Source organism: Plantactinospora endophytica, assembly GCF_016862915.1.
Taxonomy (GTDB): Bacteria; Actinomycetota; Actinomycetes; order Mycobacteriales; family Micromonosporaceae; genus Plantactinospora; species Plantactinospora endophytica.
Genome location: NZ_BONW01000001.1, coordinates 264,290 through 282,842, shown reverse-complemented (window position 1 = coordinate 282,842; position 18,553 = coordinate 264,290). Strand labels below are relative to the sequence as shown.

The following is an 18,553-nucleotide window of genomic DNA, read 5'->3' as shown; positions in this document are numbered from 1 at the left end:
GCAACCGGTCCGGTCGTCACGCATCGCCCGTCTCCCTCTCCACCGCCGCCCGGTGCGGCTTCACCGCCCACGGCACACCCAGCTCCGACAGCAGCGCACCCTCGGCCGCCGCCCGGCGCAGCGCCGCGTTGATCCCCCGGATGGTCAGCACCCGGTCCGCACCGGTACCGGTCGAGACCACCCGCTCCCCGCCGACCAGTTCCGGCTCCGGCGCGGCCGAGATCGCCTGCACCAGGGCGGTGAACGCCGCCGTCCGGGAAAGCGGCGCGATCAGCGGCACCGCCGCCGGATCGGCCCGGTGCGCCAGCAGGTTCTCCAGCAGGTTCACCCGACCCGGCACCTCACGCGGTCCCGGATCACCGGGCAGGGTCAGGTGGTCGGTCGGATACTCCAGCACCGCCCGGCCGGCCGTACCCTGCACGATCACCTCACCGGCGACGAAGTCCTCGCCGGCCAACGTCACCGCGGCCAGCACCGGCAGGCCGCAGCCGAGCGTCGCCCGCAGCGCGGCGGTGTCGTCGACCTCGATCGGCCGGGTCCGGTAGCGCTCCAACTCCATCTGGGCCGGCCAGTCCGGCGGCGTGCCGTCGGCACCGGCCAGCCGTGCGACCGCACCGGCCGCCACCGCCGCACCGGCCACCGCCAGGCACTGCATCACCGCGTGGGCCAGCGGATTCACCAGTACGCCGTCCAGCGCCGGCCGCCCGTCCAGGCTGCGCCGGCCGGCCCACGGCGCCCGGGCGTAGTAGCCGTCGGTCCGTTGCCAGGAGGCCACGGTGGAGATTCCGGTGACCCGGCCCAGCCGGCCGTCGGCCACCGCCGCGACCAGCTCGTGCAACGCCACCGAGCCGAGCGCCTGGAAACCGATCTGCGCCACCCGGCCCGCCTCCGCCAGGGCGGCGGCCAACGTACGGTGGTCGGCCAGCGACAGCACCGGCGGCTTCTCCAGCAGCAGGTCCGCGCCGGCCCGGATCGCGTCCAACGCGATCGGCAGATGCGTGTGCGGCGGGGTGCAGATCACCACCACGTCCGGCCGGGTCGCCGCGAGCATCTCGCGATGGTCGGTGAAGACCCCCGTCCCGGCCGGCACCGGCGCGTCCGGTGCCGCCTCCACCGGCCGTACGTCGACCAGGGCGACGAGTTCCAGCCGGCCCGCGTCGTGCAACGGGGCGATGATCCGGCGGTGCCACAGCCCGTGCCCGCTCGCCCCGACCAGCGCCACCCTCGGCGGCGCCCCGACCCCGGTCATGCGACACCTGCCAACGTCTTCTCCACTCCGTGCCGGTCCAGCGCGGTCAGCCACTCGACCACGAGTTCGCGTACCTCGTCGTCGGCGGCGAGTTCCGCCGGGAAGACCTCGGTCAGCCCGAACAGTGCGTCCACCACCCCGGCCGGCGAGTCCTTGCCGGCGTCCAGGGCCGCCCGGATCCGGTCGGCGAGCGGGTCGTCCAGCGGCAGCGCCGTACCGTCGTCGGCCCGGCCCTGGGCGAAGCGCATCCAGGCCGCCACCACCAGGGCACCCCAGCGGGCCCGGCCGCCGGCCGCGCGTACGTCGGCGATGGTGTGCAGTACCCGCTGCGGCAGCTTCTGCGAGCCGTCCATGGCGATCTGGATGGTGCGGTGCCGGATCACCGGGTTGGCGAACCGGTCCAGCACCTCCTCGCCGTAGTCGACCACCGAGACGCCGTCCGGCGGGGTGAAACTGGTGGCCACGTCCTCGGCGATCAGCCGACGCAGCACGGCGGTCAGGTGCGGGATCTCCAGCGCCTCGGCGATGGTCTCCCGGCCGGCCAGCGCACCGAGGTACGCCGTCGCCGAGTGCACGCCGTTCAGCGCCCGCAGTTTGAGCCGCTCCCACGGGCCGGCGTCGTCGGTGATCACCGCCCCGGCCCGCTCCCAGGCCGGTCGCCCGCCCGGAAAGCGGTCCTCGATCACCCACTGCCGGTACGGCTCGGCGGCCAACGCCGCCAGGTCACTGACCCCGAGCGCCGCCTCCGCGTCGGCCAGGGTCTGCGGGGTGCTCGCCGGCACGATCCGGTCCACCATCGAGCAGGGGAAGCTGACGTTCTCGCGCAACCAGTCGGCGATCCGCTCGGAGCGGCCACCGGCCGCGTCGCCGACCACCTGGAGCGCCTGGCCGACCATGCTGTGCAGCCGGTCCCCGTTGGACGGCAGGTTGTCGCAGGTCAGCAGCGTGATCGGCCCGGCGTCGGCGACCGCCCGGGCGAGCAGCCCCTGCACCAGCAGGCCGGGCACCGTCTGCGGCGGCCGGTCGGTGGTCAGGTCGGCCAGCACCGCCTCGTTTGGCTGGAGCCGGCCGGTCGCCGGGTCGAGCTGGTACGCCTTCTCCGTCACCGTCAACGTGACCACCCGGATCGCCGGGTCGGCCAGCAGCGCCACGATCGCCGTCGGATCGCTGGCCGCGTGCCGGACCTCGGCGAGCGCCCCGACCACCTGGGTCCGGTTGCCGGCCCCGGATGTGCTGGTAACGCTGAACAGGCAGTCCTGGGCGGCGAGCTTGGTCACCATGTCGGTGCTGCGCGGCGCCACCCCGACGATGCCCCAGTCGCCGCCGGCCGCCGCGATCGCCGCCTCGGTGTAGACCGCCTGGTGGGCCCGGTGGAACGCGCCCAGCCCGAGATGCACGATCCCGGCCGGTACGGCACCGGGCCGGACCAGCGGGCGGCTCGACTCCGGCAGCCGGCGCAGTACGCCGAGGCCCAGCCTCGACGCGCCGACGGTCACGCCCATACCGGGCCGGCCGGGAAGGAGTACTCGGCGATCGACGAGGGTTTCATCGTCGCGCTGTAACCGGGCTGCTCCGGCAGCAGGTAGCGGCCCTCGCGGGTGCGTACCGGGTCGACGAAGTGCTCGTGCAGGTGGTCCACGTACTCGACCATCCGGCCGTCCAGCGAGGTGCCGACCCGCAGGTAGTCGAAGATCGCCAGGTGTTGCACGTATTCACAGAGCCCGACGCCACCGGCATGCGGACAGACCGGCACGCCGAACTTGGCCGCCATCAGGATCACCGAGAGCACCTCGTTGACCCCGCCGATCCGGCAGGCGTCGATCTGGCAGACCCCGATCGCCTCGGCCTGCATCAACTGCTTGAAGATGACCCGGTTCGCCGCCACCTCACCGGTGGCGACCCGGCAGCGCCCGCCGGAGAGCCCGGTCACCGCCTCGGCGATCCGGGCGTGCCCGAGTACGTCGTCGGCGTGCGTCGGCTCCTCGATCCAGTACGGGTCGAACTCCACCAGCCGGGACATGTTCTCGATCGCCTCGTCGACGTCCCAGACCTGGTTGGCGTCCATCATCAGCAGCGCGTCCGGGCCGATCTCCTCGCGGAGGATCCGCGCCCGGCGTACGTCGTCCTCGACCGGCCCGCCGACCTTCATCTTCATCGCCCGCCACCCCTGGGCGTACGCCTCCCGGGTCAGCGCCCGGACCTTGTCGTCCGGATACCCGAGCCACCCGACCGAGGTCGTGTACGAAGGGAAACCCGTCTGCTCAAGCTCGGCGAGCCTGTCCGACCATCCGATAGATCCCTTGTCGAGCAGGGCGACGGCCTCGGCCGGGTTGATCGCGTCGATGATGTGGTGGAAGTCGACGTTGCGGACCAGTTCCTCGCTCGGCATTTCGGCGAGCAACCGCCACAGCGGCTTGCCCTCCAGCTTGGCCCGCAGGTCCCAGACCGCGTTGACCAGCGCGCCGGTCGCCATGTGGATGACGCCCTTTTCCGGCCCCAGCCAGCGCAACTGCACGTCGGCGGTGAGCGACCGCCAGAATGCCACCGGCTCGGCGACGATCTCCGCCATCGTCCTGCCGACCACATGGTGGGCCAGGGCGCGGATGGCGGCGCAGGTCAGCTCGTTGCCCCGGCCGTTGGTGAAGGTGAACCCGGCCCCGAAGGTCCCGTCCGGCGCGTCGGTGCGCAACTCGACATAACTGGCCGAGTAGTCGCCCCGGTTGATCGCGTCCGAGCCGTCCCCGGCCGCCGCCGTCGGAAACCGTACGTCGTGCACGTCGACGCCGGTGATGGTAACCGTCACTGAGCTTGCCTTCCGTTCACGACTGCGGGACTGGATCGCTGCGCTCGCACATTCCTCCCACTCACTGGCGAGCATCCCCGAGCTTGAAGACCTTCTTGGGCAGGTGGTAGGCGAGGTCGACGACGGTCTCGGCCGCCTCGTCCAGCGGTAGCCGGTCCTCGGCGACGAGCCGGGCGAGGAACCCGGCGTCGATCCGCCGGGCCACGTCGTGGCGTACCGGAATCGAGCAGAACGCGCGGGTGTCGTCGACGAAGCCGGCGGTGTTGTAGAAGCCGGCGGTCTCGGTGACCGCCTCGCGGAACCGGCGCAGCACCTCCGGGGAGTCCAGGAACCACCAGGGCGCGCCGAGGTAGAGCGCCGCGTAGCCGCCGGCCAGCGGGGCCAGTTCCCGGGTGAAGGTGTACTCGTCCAGCGTGTAGACGACCACCCGCAGCCGGGGGTCGTTGCCGTACGCGTCGAGCAGCGGGGTGAGCGCGTGCAGGTATTCGGTGGCCTGCGGGATGTCGCCGCCGACGTCCCGGCCGTGCTTGGCGTAGAGCCAGCGGTTGTGGTTGCGCACCGAGCCCGGGTGGAGCTGCATCACCAGACCGTCCTCGATGGACATCCGGGCGAACTCGACGAGCATGTGCGCCCGGAACGCCTCGGCGTCCTCCGGGGTCGCCTCGCCGCGCAGGCCACGCTCGTAGAGGGTGCTCGCCTCGGCCTCGTCGAGCCGCAGGGTCAGCGCGGTCGGGTGGCCGTGGTCGGTGGAGGTGGCCCCGGCCGCGATGAACGCCTCCCGGCGCCTGCGCAGCGCGGCAAGATAGCCCGGGTACCGCCCGGTGTCCTCCCCGGCGATCTCGCCGAGCCGTACGACGTTGTCGGCCCAGCCGTCGAACTCCATGTCGACCACGTTGTCCGGCCGGAAGGTGGTGACCACCCGCCCACCAGGCCCGCCCCAGCCGTCGGCGGCCAGCTTGGCGTGCCGACCCAGCTCGTCCAGCGGCGACTCGGTGGTGGCCAGTACCTCGATGTTGAAGCGCTCGAAGAGGGCCCGGGGCCGGAACTCCGGCTGGGCGAGCTGTGCCGCGATCGCGTCGTAGATCTCGTCGGCGGTGCCGGGGGTAAGCCGGGTCGTCACGCCGAAAACGTTCCGGAAGGTCTCCTCCAGCCAGAGCCGGCTCGGAGTACCCCGGAACAGGTGCCAGTGCGCCGCGAACCGCCGCCAGATCGTCCGCCCGTCGGTCTCCACCGGCTCGCCGTCCACCGCCGGTACGCCCAGCTCGGCCGGGGTGACCCCCTGGCTGAGCAGCATCCGGGTCAGGTAGTGGTCCGGCACGATGATCAGCCGGGCCGGGTCCGGAAAGGCGACGTCGTCGGCGAGGATGCCGGGGTCCACGTGCCCGTGCGGCGAGATCAGCGGCCGGTCCCGGACCAGCGCGTACAGCTCGCGGGCGATCGCCCGCTGGCTGGGCTCGGACGGGAAGAGCAGGTCGGGCCGGTCGGACGGTGCGGACACGGGTCGGCTCCTTGCGATCAGGGGATGGTGAGCAGCTCGGCGACGCGGACCGGCTGCCCGGTTTCGAAGGAACGGTTCGCGGCCAGGCCGGTGAGCAGGGCGAGCGCGCCGTCCCGGGCGGTGGCGGCCCGGTCCATCGGATCGGTGTGGCCGCCGAACAGCACCGCGGTCATCCGGGCGTCCGCGCCGCCGTGGCCGGTCCGGGTGTACCCGGAGACCGGCACCTCCCGGGGCTGCTCCCAGAACGGCCGCACGGTGATCCGCGCCGAGCCCTCCTCCACGGCTGCCTGTACGCCGTGCAGCGCCGCGCCCTTCAGCTCGCCGGCCGCCTGCGGGCTGACGAAGTCGCTTTCCACCACCTCGAGTTCGAGCCGCCCCCGGCTGCCGTTGAACATCACCCGGTAGCCCTCCCAGGGGGCGTACGCGGTGAGGTGGTAGGTCATGGTGGCGCCGCTGTCGTACTGCGCCAGCACCGCCATGTCGTCCTCGATGGTCACCCCGGGGGCGAAGACGTTCTGGTCGCGGTGGTAGCCGTCCTCGGCCTCCGCCTCCAGATAGAGCGCCCGCAGCCGGGGGTGCTCGGCGAGGTGCAGCGCGAACGGGTCGTCGGTGGCGGCCGGCGAGCCGTGCGCCCGGTCGTACCCGCGGGCGTAGCCGTGCCGCCGACCGGCCTCGTCGCCGTAGAAGAAGAGTCGACCCGAGGCGTAGACCTGCACCGGCTGCGCGTCCAGCCACCAGTTGACCAGGTCGAAGTGGTGACTCGCCTTGTGCACCATCAGCCCGCCGGAGTTGGCCTTGTCCCGGTGCCAGCGCCGGAAGTAGTCGGCACCGTGGCGTACGTCGAGCAGCCATTCGAAGTGCACCGAGCCGATCTCGCCGATGGCGCCCTCGGCGAGTACCTCCCGGACCTTCTCGTGCAATGGGTTGTAGCGATAGTTGAAGGCAACCGAAACTTTCCGGCCGGTTTCCGTAACAGTGCGCAGGATTCGCTCGCACCGCACCACGTCGGTGGTCATCGGCTTCTCGGTGATCACGTCACAGCCGGCCCGCAGCGCCGCGACGATGTACTCGTCGTGCGTGCGGTCCACACTGGTCACCAGTACGACGTCGACCCGTTCCTTCTCCAGCATGGTGGAGAACTCGCTGGCCAGGTACGTCGGCACCGGGTCGAAGTCCAGCTCCGCGAGCCAGCCGTTGTGCGCGTTCATCCGGGCCTGGTTGACGTCGGCGAACGCGACGAGTTCGGCCGTGTTCGGGTGGTCCAACACCAGTGCCCGGACGAACATCTCCGCCCGCGCGCCCGTACCGACCAGGGCGAAGCGCTGCCTTCCCGGGGTAACCGACATCCCAGCTCGCCTCCGTTGGCTGCAAAGGTTTGCAGGAGAAGTAACCACGCAAGCCGGGCGGCCGTCAACGACCTGCGGCAAACCTGCGACCTTTATCCGTTTTTGCAACTATGGGAGCACTCCCATGGCTGCGTACCGCAACAGACCCGTAACCAAGCACCGTTGACACCTGAGCAACCGTTTGCATTAATTGGCCAACCACGTGACGGCAGACACACCGGCAGCCACAGAGAGGACTCGCGTGCCAGCCACCATTCGAGACGTCGCGCGCGCCTCCGGGGTGCACATCTCCACCGTCTCGCGGACGTTCTCGGCCCCGCACCTGGTCAACCCGGAGACCCGCAACCGGGTGCTGGCCTGCGCCGAACACCTCGGCTACCGGCCGAACCGGGCCGCCCGGGCGCTGATCACCGGGCGCACCCACAACATCGGCCTGATCATCGCCGACATCGCCAACCCGTTCTTCCCACCGCTGATCAAGGCGGCGGAGAGTCAGGCCCGGCAGCGCGACTACCACATCTTCATCGCCGACACCAACGAGGACCCGGCGGCCGAGGAGGACCTCGTGCACGCCCTGGCCAAGCAGGTCGACGGCGTGCTGCTGTGCAGCCCCCGGATGAGCAACAGCCTGATCGAGCAGCTCAGCCGCGAGGTGCCGCTGGTCGTGATCAACCGCCAGGTCACCGGGCTGCCGGCGGTGGTGATGGACGTCGGCCAGGGCGCCCGACTCGCCGTGGAACACCTGACCGGCCTCGGGCACCGCGAGCTGGCCCTGCTGGGCGGGCCGCGCGGCTCGTGGACCAACCGGGAGATCCGCCGGGCGGCGACCACCGCGGCCCGGGCCGCGGACGCCTCCCTGACCGTGCTCGGCCCCAACCCGCCCACCGAGGGCGGCGGCATCGCCATGGCCGAACAGGTGCGCCGGACCGGTGCCACCGCCGTGCTCGCCTACAACGACCTGATGGCGATCGGCCTGATGGAAGGGCTGGACTCGCTCGGGCTACGGGTGCCCCAGGACATCAGCGTCGTCGGCATCGACGACATCGCGCTGAGCCGACTCACCCGGCCCAAACTGACGACGGTGGCCACGCCAACCGCGGCCGCCGGCCGGACGGCCGTCGACATGCTCCTGCAACACGACGGTTCCTCCTCCGCACGCGCCGGGCGCGGCGGCGGACGGACCACCACCACCGACGACCGTCGTACCACCGCACAGGTAACGCTGCAGACCGAGTTGGTCATCCGCGACTCGACGGGCGTCGGTCCGGCGGCTTCGGCCGTCCGGCCCGCAGCGGCGGCAGCAGCCGACCGCCCGGGCGCGGCACCTCCTGCTGACCCGGGCCCGCACGGCCATCCGGACCCGGGCAGCGCGACCGCGGCCACCCCCGAAAGTGTCGCCTCCTAACGCCAAGGAGTGAGCGCAATGCACCCCGCCACACCCCCGACGGCAAACGCGCCTGCCGCGCGTGGCCACCGTACCCTGCACCGTCGTGGCCTGCTCCGGATCACCGCCGCGATGGTGGCCCTTCCCCTCGTCCTCGGCGCCACCGCCTGCGGCGGCGACGAGGAGCCCAGCACCGATCCCAACGCCAAGGTCGAACTCTCGATCTTCTGGTGGGGCGGTGAGGCACGCGCCAAGCTGACCGAGGAGGCCCTGGCGCTCTACACCGCCAAGCACCCCAACGTGACGTTCAAGAAGACCTGGCAGGCCAACCAGGGCTACTTCGACAAGCTCGCCACGCTGACCGCCGGCGGCGACGCCCCGGACATCTTCCAGATCGACGACAACTACCTCACCGAGTACGCGTCCCGGAACACCACTCTGGACCTGACGAAGTACAAGGACGAGGGCAAGCTCGACGTCTCCAAGTTCCCGAAGAGCCTCTACGAGTACGGCGTGGTGGACGGCAAGTTCGCCGGGGTCGCGTTCGGGGAGAACACCCAGGGCCTGGTCTACAACAAGTCGCTGCTCCAGAAGCACAGCCTGCCGGAGCCGACCACCGGGATGACCTGGGAGGCGTTCATCGCCTGGGCGGCGAACGCCAGCAAGGTCACCAAGGTCCCCGGCACGATGGACCCGAGCGCCGACTACAAGGCGCTCTGGGTCTGGCTGCGCCAGCAGGGCAAGGACCTCTACAAGGGCAAGGAACTCGGCTTCACCGCCGACGACGTCACCAAGTGGTTCGAGCTGTGGAAGGGCGCCCGCGACCAGGGGGCCACCCCGACCGCCGACGTGATCCACGAGGGCAACGCGACCGACATCACCAAGCAGCTCGTGGTGACCGGCAAGGCGGGTACCTCGTTCGTCTGGGCCAACCAGATGCCGGAGCTGAAGAAGAACACCAAGGACGAGCTGGGCGTCATCGCGTACCCGGGTGACCCGAGCGCGCAGTGGGCCCGGGCCTCGATGTACTTCTCGGTGTTCGGCAAGAGCAAGAAGGCCGACGTCGCGGTGGACGTGATCAACTTCCTGGCCAACGACCCGGAGGCCGGCAAGGTGCTCGGCACCGACCGTGGCCTGCCGTCCAACCTGGACGTCCGCAAGACGGTCAGCGACTCGGTCAACGACCCGGCGATGAAGCAGTCGATCCAGGTCTCGAACGACCTCGGCACCAAGTTCGGCCCGTCGCCGCAGGTACCGCTGAAGGGGCACAGCAAGGTCCGCTCCGAGCTGATCAAGTTCGCCGAGGAGGTCCAGTACGGGCGGCAGCAACCGGCCCAGGCCGCAGCCGCCTACTTCGAGGCCGCCAAGGCAGCGATCGCCTAGCCGCCGCCCGGTCACACGTTCGGAGAGGAGTTGGCTCGTGGCGTTGACCACGGCGCCCAACCCGACTCCGCCGGCCAGGGAAACCGTCCGGGCCTCCGCCAAGTCGCGGAGGCCCGGACGGACCCGGCACGGCGAGGGTCTGGCCGGTTACGTCTTCCTGTCGCCCTGGCTGCTCGGCCTGATGGCCGTCACGGCGATCCCCATGCTGCTGTCGCTCTACCTCAGCTTCACCAACTACGACATCCTGACCGACCTGTCCGACGTCGAGTGGGTGGGGCTGGCGAACTACGAGCGGATGTTCACCGCCGACCCGTCGTACTGGCACGCGGTGCAGGTGACGTTGTCGTTCGGGCTGATCGCCGTACCCCTGAAACTGGCCGCGGCGCTCGGCGTCGCGCTGCTGCTCAACCGTGCCTGGCGCGGAGTCGGGCTGTTCCGGGGTCTGTTCTACCTGCCGTCGCTGCTCGGCGGCAGCGTCGCGCTGGCCATCGTCTGGGTCAGCATGTTCAACCGGGACGGCGCGTTCAACTCGTTCCTGAGCCTCTTCGGCATCGAGGGCAAGCCGTGGGTGAACGACCCGGACTGGTCCCTGGAGACGCTGATGGTGCTCGCCATCTGGCAGTTCGGCGCGCCGATGGTGATCTTCCTGGCCGGGTTGAAGCAGGTGCCGACCGAGCTGTACGAGGCGGCGGCGGTCGACGGCGCCAACAAGCTCCGGCAGTTCCTCAACATCACCCTGCCGATGCTCTCCCCGGTGATCTTCTTCAACCTGGTGCTCGAAACGATCAACGGCTTCCAGGGCTTCACCGCCGCGTTCGTGCTCAGCAACGGCACCGGCGGGCCGGTCGACTCGACCCTGATGTACACGCTCAACCTCTACATCACCGGCTTCACCGAGCTGGAGATGGGCTACGCCTCCGCGATGGCGTGGGTCTTCCTGGTCGCGATCGCCCTGATCACCGTCGTCTTCTTCAGCACCGGCCGGTTCTGGGTGCACTACTCGGACGGAGACGGAAACTGATGGTCGCCCAGACTCCGACCCTGCCCCGCCCCGGCGCCACGGCGACCGCCGCCCGGCGCCGGCGCAGCGGCGCCGGCCGCCAGGCGATCCGGCTGCTGATCCTGGTCGCCATCCTCGCGGTGGTGCTCTATCCGCTGTTCTGGATGCTCGGCACCTCGTTCAAGTCGCAGGAAGAGATCGTCAACAACATCGGGCTCTTCCCCCGCGAGTTCACCCCGGGCAACTTCACCGACGGCTGGACCAACTTCGACGTCAACTTCGGCCGGTTCTTCTTCAACAGCGCGTTGGTCAGCCTGCTCACCGTGGTCGGCAACGGCGTCTCCTGCCTGCTCGCCGCGTACGCCTTCGCCCGGCTGCGGTTCCGACTGCGCGGGCTCTGGTTCGCCGTGATGATCGGGACACTGCTGCTTCCCGGGCACGTGCTGATCGTGCCGCAGTACATCCTGTTCCAGAAGACCGGGATGGTCGGCGCGGCATGGCCGTACCTGCCGCTGGTGCTGCCGCAGTTCCTCGCCACGGAGGCGTTCTTCGTCTTCCTGATGGTCCAGTTCATGCGGGGTATCCCGCGCGAACTGGACGAGGCCGCCAAGATCGACGGCGCCAGCTCGTACGGTATCTTCCGGCATGTGATCCTGCCGCTGAGCCGCCCCGCGCTGGTCACCACGGCGATCTTCTCGTTCATCTGGACCTGGAACGACTTCTTCCGGCAGTTGGTCTACCTCTCCGACCTGGAGGACTACACGGTGCCGGTGGCGCTGACCCTGTTCATCGACTCGACCAGCCAGAGCGCGGTCGGCCCGATGTTCGCGATGTCGCTGCTGTCCCTGCTGCCGGTGTTCCTGTTCTTCATCGCCTTCCAGCGGATGCTGGTCGAGGGCATCAACACCAGCGGGCTCAAAGGGTGAATCGGAGGGTCACGGCGGGGTGATCTCGTGGTGGCGCAGAGAGGTGCAGGTGACGAGGATGGCCGAGGTGCCTCGTCGTGGGGCGGAGAGCGGTCCGGGCTGGCCGGAGGAGCCGGTGGTGGCGGCGCCCCGGCCGGACTGGCGGGAGACCCTGCGTACCGCCAGTGACCTGGCGCTGCTCGGCATCGTCGTCGCCCTCGTATCGCTGCCGGTGGTCACCGTGGGAGCCGCGGTCGCCACCGCCAGCGCCGCGCTGCACACCTGGATCGAGACCGGGAGCTGGCCCGGACTGCGCCCGGTGCTGCGGGACTTCCGCCGCGCGGTGATCCCCGGCATCCTGCCCACCGTGCTCGCCGGGATCGCCGCCGCCGTACTCGCGGTGAACCTGCTGGCGCTGACCCGGGGTGTCGTGCCGGGCGGGGTGCCGCTGATCGTGGTCACCGCCGCGCTGACGGCGGCGGCCGGCGGCTTCGCCGGACTGACCGTCGTACGCCTCGGCCAGCAGGGCGGGCCGGGCTGGCGCGACGCCGTCCGGGGAGCCGCCGGATGCGTACGGGTCCGCCCGGCGACCCTGCTCGGCACGGCCGGTACGGTCGCGCTGGCCACCCTGCTCTGCGTGCTGATCCTGCCGCCGTTGACGCCGATCCTGGTCGGCTACACCCTCTTCGGGCTGCACGCCACCACTCGCCGGCTGGCCGGGCCGACTCCGTCCTGACCCGGACCGCCCCCGCCGAACCCGCCCGACCGTTCCCGCCTCCGCCGAACCCGCTCCCACCGGACCCGCTCCCACCGGATTTGCCCCCGCCGTTCCGCCGCTGACAGGGGACCTGGGAAGCCGTCGGTCGTTCCGCCCGGCGAGCGCCGGGAACCTGATCACCGGTGAGTCGGAGTCGCGCCTGTTCTGTCGACGATCCGACCCCGGGCAGGTCGAGGTGGGGACATTCGGCGGACCGGTCGGGCCACTTCGGCCGGACGCGAAATCGATTCGGCCACATCGCTCCGTCGATCGCGCCATTAGTAGCTGCGCGTACTGATTTCGATCACTCGGCGCCACTAACATCGCAGTCCCACTGCCGGGACGGAGCCGGGGGTATTCCCTTGATCGAAAATGGCGCGCCGGATCCACCCTCCAAGCCGGAGCCGCGACGGGACGACCGCTTGTCGGGGCGCCGCAAAAAGGAGATCGACCCGGACATCCGCAGCGAGTTCGAACGCGACGTCGACCGCATCTCCTACAACTACTACTTCCGCCGACTGGCCGAGATAACCCAGGTGTCGTCGGGGCACGGCAGGTTGCTCCGGCACAACCGGATGACGCACTCGCTCAAGGTGGCCCAGGTGGGTCGCCGCCTCGTCCAGTACCTGGAGCACGACCCGAAGAACAGAGCCGGAATCGAACGGGCCGGCGGGATCGACCGGAACGTGGTGTACGCCGCCGGACTGCTGCACGACGCCGGGCACCCACCCTTCGGGCACATCGGCGAACAGCAGCTCAACCGGCTCGCGGTGGAGAAGGGGCTGGAGGACGGCTACGAGGGCAACGCACAGACCCTGCGGATCGTCCTGAGCCTCACCACGCACCACAGCAGCGATCCGGGGCGGACGGAGCGCCGGGACCGGCGCAGCTTCGGGCTCGACCTGACCCGCGCGGTCGTGGCGGCCTGCGTGAAGTACCCGTACGCCCGGCAGGACCGGCGGCAGGACGGGAAGTGGGGGTACTACGACCCCGAGGCGAAGCTGTTCGAGGAGTTCGTGGCACCGCTGCTGCCGGCGTCGGGTACACCCACCCTGGAAGCCGAGATCATGGACTGGGCCGACGACATCACGTACGCCGTGCACGACCTCCAGGACTTCTACGTCGACGGGATCATCCCGCTGCACTACCTGCGGCACCGGCGCACCGGCGACCGTTACGAGGCCGTGCACCAGGAGGAGTCGAAGGACTTCTGGCAGTACGCCGCGCACAAGCTGCGGAGGTTCCGCGACGACGTGTCGACGTCCGAGATGCGCCGCACCTTCGAGGAGTACGCGTGCCGGTTCCCCGAGGGGCCGTACCGGGGGACGCGGGCGGAGACCGCCGAGATCGAGGCGCTGGCCTCGCAGGTGATCACCGACGCCAGCAAGGAGGCCATGGTCACCCCGGACGGCCGCCTCTACGTCACCCCGACAATGCGCGCGGTGATAGCCGCGATGAAGCAGGTTACCTGGTACTACGTCATCGACCACCCGGACCTCGTGGCCAGTCAGCTCGGCCAGCGCTCACAGGTCAACCTGGTCTTCGGAAAGCTCTACAAGCGGGTCGAGTACTGCTTCCGTCAGCGGGACAACAACCGCATCCTCTCCCCGGACGAGCAGTGGACCCGACGGCGGCGACTTCCGGCACCGCTGCGGGAATACACCGAACAGTTGCTGGAGGCGAACTACGGCAACGGGGCGTACCCGAAGCGTTCCCACTGTTACGCGCGGGGGGTCATCGACTACATCGCCTCGATGACCGAGGTGGAATTCAAACGGGTACGCCAGTTGCACGCCCCGGGCGAGGGCTACCCACCCGACGACGACACCGATTTCTATCGCGGCAACGAAGGTTCCTAGCCGGCGACCGGCCCGGCGGAGACGACCCAGGAAAGGAATTCGGATGGACGCGGACCCGACGTTCTACGAATACGAGCGCCGGTTCCTGGTGCCCGACGCCGCCGCCCTGCTCGGCGAAGAGCGGGGCAACCTGATGGTGCAGGCGTACCTGTTCTCCCGGAACGGGTACGCCGTCCGGGTGCGCCGCACGCACTATCCGGACCAGGCGGGCGGCCACCGCGAGGGGCCGGCGTTCGTCGCCGCCAAGGGGCCGCGCCGGCACGGGGCACGCGAGGAGTACGAAATGGAGGTCCCGCCGTCGTTCGCCACGGAGCTGATCAAGCGTGCCGAGCACACGGTGTCGAAGACGCGGTACCAGGTCGTCGACGGTGGCGAGACCTGGGACGTGGACGTCTTCCACGGCGACAACCACGGGCTGGCCATCGCGGAGTGCGAGTCGCGGAGCGTACGCCGGATCGAGGTACCGGCCTGGTGCGGGGCGGAGGTCACCGACGATCCCCGGTACAACAACGAGAACCTCGCGGAGACGCCGTTCACCCGGTGGGCGGCGTCATGAGGGACCTCGAACTCGACGAGTGGCTCTCCATCATCGGCCTCGTCCTGGCGGTACCGCCGCTGGTCGCCTTCTTCTTCAGCCTGCTGGCCCGGGTCCGGCGGGCCTCGCCCCGCATCGCCCTGCACGAGTTCCTGCTGCTCGTCCGCCAGCCGTGGCACGTCGTACTGGTGCTGATGGTGCTCGCCGGCACGTCGTACGTGCTGGCGTTCCCGGCGGCCGGCTTCCCGCAGCGGCTCGTCGTGCTGGTCCCGGTCGTCGCGGCGGTCTCGCTGACCGCGTCGTTCTTCCTGGCGCAGAGCCGGCAGCTCAGCGGCGCGGTGATCGTCAACGAGATCCGCCGGCTCTCCCGCTCCGTCCAGGGGCACCGCAAGCCGATCTGCTCCGCGATCCGGTTCGACGTGGACCGGCTCAAGGCCATCACCAACTACTCGCCGCAGGTCGGGGAACGGATCCGGGAGACGGTTGCCGAGGTGATCGCCGAGGAGGTGGGGCGGCTGCGACGGCTCGGGCTGGAGGTGGCCGCGCTGGAGATCCCCGGCGAGGACGAGACGGTCGTGATCGTCTCCGGCCTCTCGGTCGACGAGGCGGCGGACGTCGCGGACGAGGTGCGTCGCCGGGTCAAGCAGAAGGTCCGGAGCATCCCGTACTACGCCGAGGCGGTCGCCTTCGTCGGACAGGGCATGAGTACCCCGCCCACCCGGGACGAGGAGCGGGAGGGCATCGGTACCGTCAGCGCCGGGGTCGCGGCGGACCGGGGCATTCCCGAGATCCTGCTCTCCGACGTGTCGGCCGCCGTCAAGGAGTCCAAGACGCACGGGCGCAACAAGACGGTGATCTACCGCCCCGGCCAGGCGGCGGAGATCCGCAGCGACTACCGGGACGGCGGCAGTGGTTCGACCGGCGTGAACGGTACCGGCCAGCGCCGCCCCGCCGAGGGCGGAACGACGAGCGGCTAACCCAAGCCCGCGACCCCGGCCCGCCCGGCCGCCACCCGCCCGACGTGCCGGCCGGTGCGCCGCTCCGGCCCGTGGAGCCGGGGAAACGTACCGGTCAGAGCGGTTCGGAGTCGCGGTGTCGGACCGGCGTGAAGCGGACCGGGATCGACTGCGGGGTACGCCCCCACGGCGACGGCACGGCCACCAGTTCCTCGACGGGGATCGCCAGCCGTACCCCCGGCAGCAGGTGCAGCGCGGTCTCCACGGCGGTACGGACGATCAGCCGGGCCGGGATCTGCGCCGGGCAGGCGTGCGGGCCGGCGCCCCAGGACAGGTGTGCCCGGTTGCCTACCTCCCGCCACGGCTCGCCACTGGCGTGGATCCGGGGGTCGGCGTTCGCGGCGGTCAGTCCGAGGATCATCGCGTCGCCGCGCCGGACCGGCTGCCCGGCCAGCTCGGTGTCCCGCAGCGCGTACCGGGCCGGCGCGTTCGTCATCGGCGGGTCCCGCCACAGCACCTCGTCGAGCGCGTCGTCGACGCCGAGCCGGCCGCCCCGGAGCCGCCCGGCGAACCGCTCGTCGGTGAGCATCAGCCGCAGCGTCTGGGCGATGCAGCTCATGGTGTTCTCGTTCGCCGCGACCAGGGTCAACACCATGGTGTCGTAGATCTCGGCGTCACCGCGCAGGTTCGGGTGCTCGACCAGATAGGTGGTCAGGTCCCGGGACGGGGTCGCCCGCCGGGCCGCCACGACGTCGGCGAGGATCTTCATGACCTTCTCCCGGGCGGCCAGCGCGTCGGCGCCCCAGGCGAACATCGCGGCCAACCCGGCCTGGAGTTCGTGGCTCTCGACGGTGTTCAGCCCGAACCGATCCGCGATGGCCAGTACCGGGACGATCGCGGCGTAGTCGGCGACCAGGTCCGCCTCGCCCCGGCCGGCGAACGCGCCGATCACGTCGGTGCAGAGCGCGGCGACGGCCCGGCGCATCGCCCGCTGGTCGATCTCGGCCATCCCGCCCGCGATCGGGGCACGCAACCGGCGGTGCCGCTCGCCGTTGACGAAGAACGCGTTGTCGTACGGCGACATCATCGGGCGGAGCAGGGAGTCCGCCGGCAGGCTGCCGTCGTGGTGCGCCGACCAGTCGTTCGGATCGCAGGAGTAGACCTGTTCCTGCCGGGTGACGGTGAGGATCTCCTGGTAGCCCATCACCAACCAGGCGTGTACGCCCGGTTCGAGTTCGACCGGGGCCACCGGGCCGTGCTCGGCCCGGAGCCGCCGGAAGACGTGCTGCGGGTCGGGGCAGGCCGTCGTCGCGGCCAACGGCACCAGCCCGGTCAGCTCGGCCAGCGGTTTGCGGGCACCGGTCGGACGGTCGAGAGAAGAGGTTGTCACGAGACCATTTCCTCAGGCGACGGGGATGTCCTGCGGTACGTCCGCCGGGCGGTCGGCGGAGACGTCGAGGGCATGCTGGACGAGGGCGGTGAGCGCGTTCAGGGCCGAGGCGCGGTCCCGGGCGTCGCAGTCCAGGATCGGCGTCTCCGGCAGCAGGTCCAGGGCGGTACGCAGTTCGTCGGCGCCGTGCGGCACCGTGTCCGGGAAGTGGTTGACCGCCACCACGAACGGCAACCGGATGCCGAGTTCCAACTGGTCGAAGACCTCGAAGCTGGCCTCCAGCCGACCCGGCCGGGTGTCGACGAGCACGAGTACTCCGGCGGCGCCCTCGGCCAGCCCCTCCCAGAGGTCCCAGAAGCGCCGCTGCCCGGGAGCACCGAAGAGATAGAGCGCCACGCTCCCGTTGAGGGTGATCCGGCCGAAGTCCATCGCGACCGTGGTGGTGCGCTTGTCGTCCACGCCGGTGAGGTCGTCCACCCCCTCGCTGACCTGGGTGACGGTCTCCTCGGTACGCAGCGGGGCGATCTCGCTGACCGAACCGATCAACGTGGTCTTGCCGACCCCGAAACTGCCGACCACCAGGATCTTCACCGACCTGGTCACGGTCTCGGGCAGGTAGCCCGCGGAGCCGTCAGAGGGCACGGAGGCCATTGAGCACCTCTTGCAGTAGGTCCCGGGGAAGCTGGGCGGACCGGGGACTTCCGGCCCGTGCGGTCAGGTGGCCGGAGTCGACCAGGTCGCTGGCGAGCACGCGTACGACACTGACCGGCAACTCCAGCCGGGCGGCGACCTCCACCAGCGACAGCAGCCCCCGACACATCGCCAGCAGGGCGCGTTCCTGTCGACCGGCCGAGACCGGCAGCGGCGGCGGCGGATCTGTCGCGATCAGCAGCGTGTCGACGCTTATGGTGTTCCGCGACGGGCGGGCCCGCCCCTTCGTCAGCACGTACGGCCGCAGCGCCGAGTCGCGGTAGCCGCCGCTCCGGTCGTCAGGTGGGGTCATCGGCGCTCCCCGGCCCGTCGGTCGCGCCCCGCTCCGTCGCCCGGTCCCGCCGGGCCGCCGCGTCCGGTCATTCCCCGGCGCCGTTCCGGGCCGTCGTGGCGAGGTTCCGCTCACCGATCTTGTTGACCTGGGTCTGCATCTGGTGGGCGATCAGCGCCGGATCGACGGCCGCCTCGGTCACCACCGCCAGGTGTGAACCGTCGCCGGCCCGCCGGACGAAGAGGTAGCCGCCGTCGAACTCGATCAGCAGGTGCCGGAGGGAACGCCCGCCGGACCCGAACTCCCGGCCCACGCTCCGGCCGAGCGACTGCAACCCGGAGCAGGCGGCGGCGAGCCGGTCGGCGACGTCCTGCTCGGTGTGCTCGGACCGGACCATGCACAGCCCGTCGGCGGAGAGCACCACGGCGTGCCGGACGTACGGCACGGAGACGACCTCGGCCAGCATCCAGTTCAGGTCTTGCTTCGTAGTCATCGTTCGTCGTCCT

The 18,553-nt window shown here is 70.6% G+C and carries 17 protein-coding genes; 8 read left to right on the top strand and 9 right to left on the bottom strand.

Going from position 1 to position 18,553, the window contains the following annotated elements; all coding sequences use genetic code 11:
* Positions 1-16 precede the first annotated feature (16 nt).
* From Pen02_RS01220 to Pen02_RS01200, 5 genes are all read right to left on the bottom strand, one after another.
* Positions 17-1,249 carry a Gfo/Idh/MocA family protein gene (locus Pen02_RS01220; protein ID WP_203863998.1) on the bottom strand — a complete coding sequence of 411 codons (1,233 nt, stop codon included), beginning with the start codon at positions 1,247-1,249 and terminating at the stop codon, positions 17-19.
* A complete protein-coding gene (locus tag Pen02_RS01215) occupies positions 1,246-2,751 on the bottom strand; it encodes a mannitol dehydrogenase family protein (RefSeq protein ID WP_203863997.1) in 1,506 nt (501 codons plus the stop codon). Before Pen02_RS01215 ends, Pen02_RS01220 begins: the two co-directional genes overlap by 4 nt.
* Entirely contained in the window at positions 2,742-4,052 is a 1,311-nt protein-coding gene (locus tag Pen02_RS01210) for an enolase C-terminal domain-like protein (protein WP_239139857.1), read from the bottom strand. Before Pen02_RS01210 ends, Pen02_RS01215 begins: the two co-directional genes overlap by 10 nt.
* A 61-nt stretch (positions 4,053-4,113) precedes the next feature.
* A complete protein-coding gene (gene uxaC / locus Pen02_RS01205) occupies positions 4,114-5,550 on the bottom strand; it encodes a glucuronate isomerase (RefSeq protein ID WP_203863995.1) in 1,437 nt (478 codons plus the stop codon).
* A gap of 17 nt (positions 5,551-5,567) precedes the next feature.
* Positions 5,568-6,896: a Gfo/Idh/MocA family protein gene (locus tag Pen02_RS01200; RefSeq protein WP_203863994.1), complete on the bottom strand. Its 1,329-nt coding sequence runs from the start codon at positions 6,894-6,896 to the stop codon at positions 5,568-5,570.
* A 241-nt stretch (positions 6,897-7,137) separates the two neighbouring features.
* On the opposite strand from Pen02_RS01200, the gene Pen02_RS01195 reads away from it, so the two are divergent.
* From Pen02_RS01195 to Pen02_RS01160, 8 genes are all read left to right on the top strand, one after another.
* Positions 7,138-8,301, top strand: a complete 1,164-nt coding sequence (locus Pen02_RS01195) for a LacI family DNA-binding transcriptional regulator (RefSeq protein ID WP_203863993.1) — start codon at positions 7,138-7,140, stop codon at positions 8,299-8,301.
* A gap of 18 nt (positions 8,302-8,319) precedes the next feature.
* The gene (locus Pen02_RS01190; protein ID WP_203863992.1) at positions 8,320-9,663 is read left to right on the top strand and encodes an ABC transporter substrate-binding protein; all 1,344 of its coding nucleotides are present in this window, start codon (positions 8,320-8,322) and stop codon (positions 9,661-9,663) included.
* A 37-nt stretch (positions 9,664-9,700) separates the two neighbouring features.
* Positions 9,701-10,684: a carbohydrate ABC transporter permease gene (locus Pen02_RS01185; protein WP_203863991.1), complete on the top strand. Its 984-nt coding sequence runs from the start codon at positions 9,701-9,703 to the stop codon at positions 10,682-10,684.
* Positions 10,684-11,589 (top strand): carbohydrate ABC transporter permease, encoded by a 906-nt coding sequence (locus Pen02_RS01180; protein WP_203863990.1) that lies wholly within the window; start codon positions 10,684-10,686, stop codon positions 11,587-11,589. The genes Pen02_RS01185 and Pen02_RS01180 overlap by 1 nt, the downstream gene beginning before the upstream one ends.
* A 58-nt stretch (positions 11,590-11,647) precedes the next feature.
* Positions 11,648-12,304, top strand: coding sequence for a hypothetical protein (locus tag Pen02_RS01175; protein WP_203863989.1), 657 nt, complete (start codon positions 11,648-11,650; stop codon positions 12,302-12,304).
* Between the two features lie 443 nt (positions 12,305-12,747).
* On the top strand, positions 12,748-14,184 hold the full coding sequence (gene dgt, locus Pen02_RS01170; protein ID WP_203863988.1) for a dGTP triphosphohydrolase: 1,437 nt from the start codon (positions 12,748-12,750) through the stop codon (positions 14,182-14,184).
* A 43-nt stretch (positions 14,185-14,227) separates the two neighbouring features.
* The gene (locus Pen02_RS01165) at positions 14,228-14,740 is read left to right on the top strand and encodes a CYTH domain-containing protein (RefSeq protein WP_203863987.1); all 513 of its coding nucleotides are present in this window, start codon (positions 14,228-14,230) and stop codon (positions 14,738-14,740) included.
* Entirely contained in the window at positions 14,737-15,696 is a 960-nt protein-coding gene (locus Pen02_RS01160) for a nucleotidyl cyclase domain-containing protein (protein WP_203863986.1), read from the top strand. The genes Pen02_RS01165 and Pen02_RS01160 overlap by 4 nt, the downstream gene beginning before the upstream one ends.
* Positions 15,697-15,790: 94 nt before the next feature.
* On the opposite strand, the gene Pen02_RS01155 is transcribed toward Pen02_RS01160, so the two are convergent.
* The 4 genes from Pen02_RS01155 to Pen02_RS01140 form a co-directional block, all read right to left on the bottom strand.
* On the bottom strand, positions 15,791-17,065 hold the full coding sequence (locus Pen02_RS01155; RefSeq protein WP_203863985.1) for a cytochrome P450 family protein: 1,275 nt from the start codon (positions 17,063-17,065) through the stop codon (positions 15,791-15,793).
* Between the two features lie 12 nt (positions 17,066-17,077).
* On the bottom strand, positions 17,078-17,716 hold the full coding sequence (locus tag Pen02_RS01150; RefSeq protein ID WP_203863984.1) for a GTP-binding protein: 639 nt from the start codon (positions 17,714-17,716) through the stop codon (positions 17,078-17,080).
* Positions 17,697-18,068: a DUF742 domain-containing protein gene (locus Pen02_RS01145; RefSeq protein ID WP_203863983.1), complete on the bottom strand. Its 372-nt coding sequence runs from the start codon at positions 18,066-18,068 to the stop codon at positions 17,697-17,699. Before Pen02_RS01145 ends, Pen02_RS01150 begins: the two co-directional genes overlap by 20 nt.
* Positions 18,069-18,135: 67 nt before the next feature.
* Entirely contained in the window at positions 18,136-18,540 is a 405-nt protein-coding gene (locus Pen02_RS01140; protein ID WP_203863982.1) for a roadblock/LC7 domain-containing protein, read from the bottom strand.
* Between the last annotated feature and the right edge of the window lie 13 nt (positions 18,541-18,553).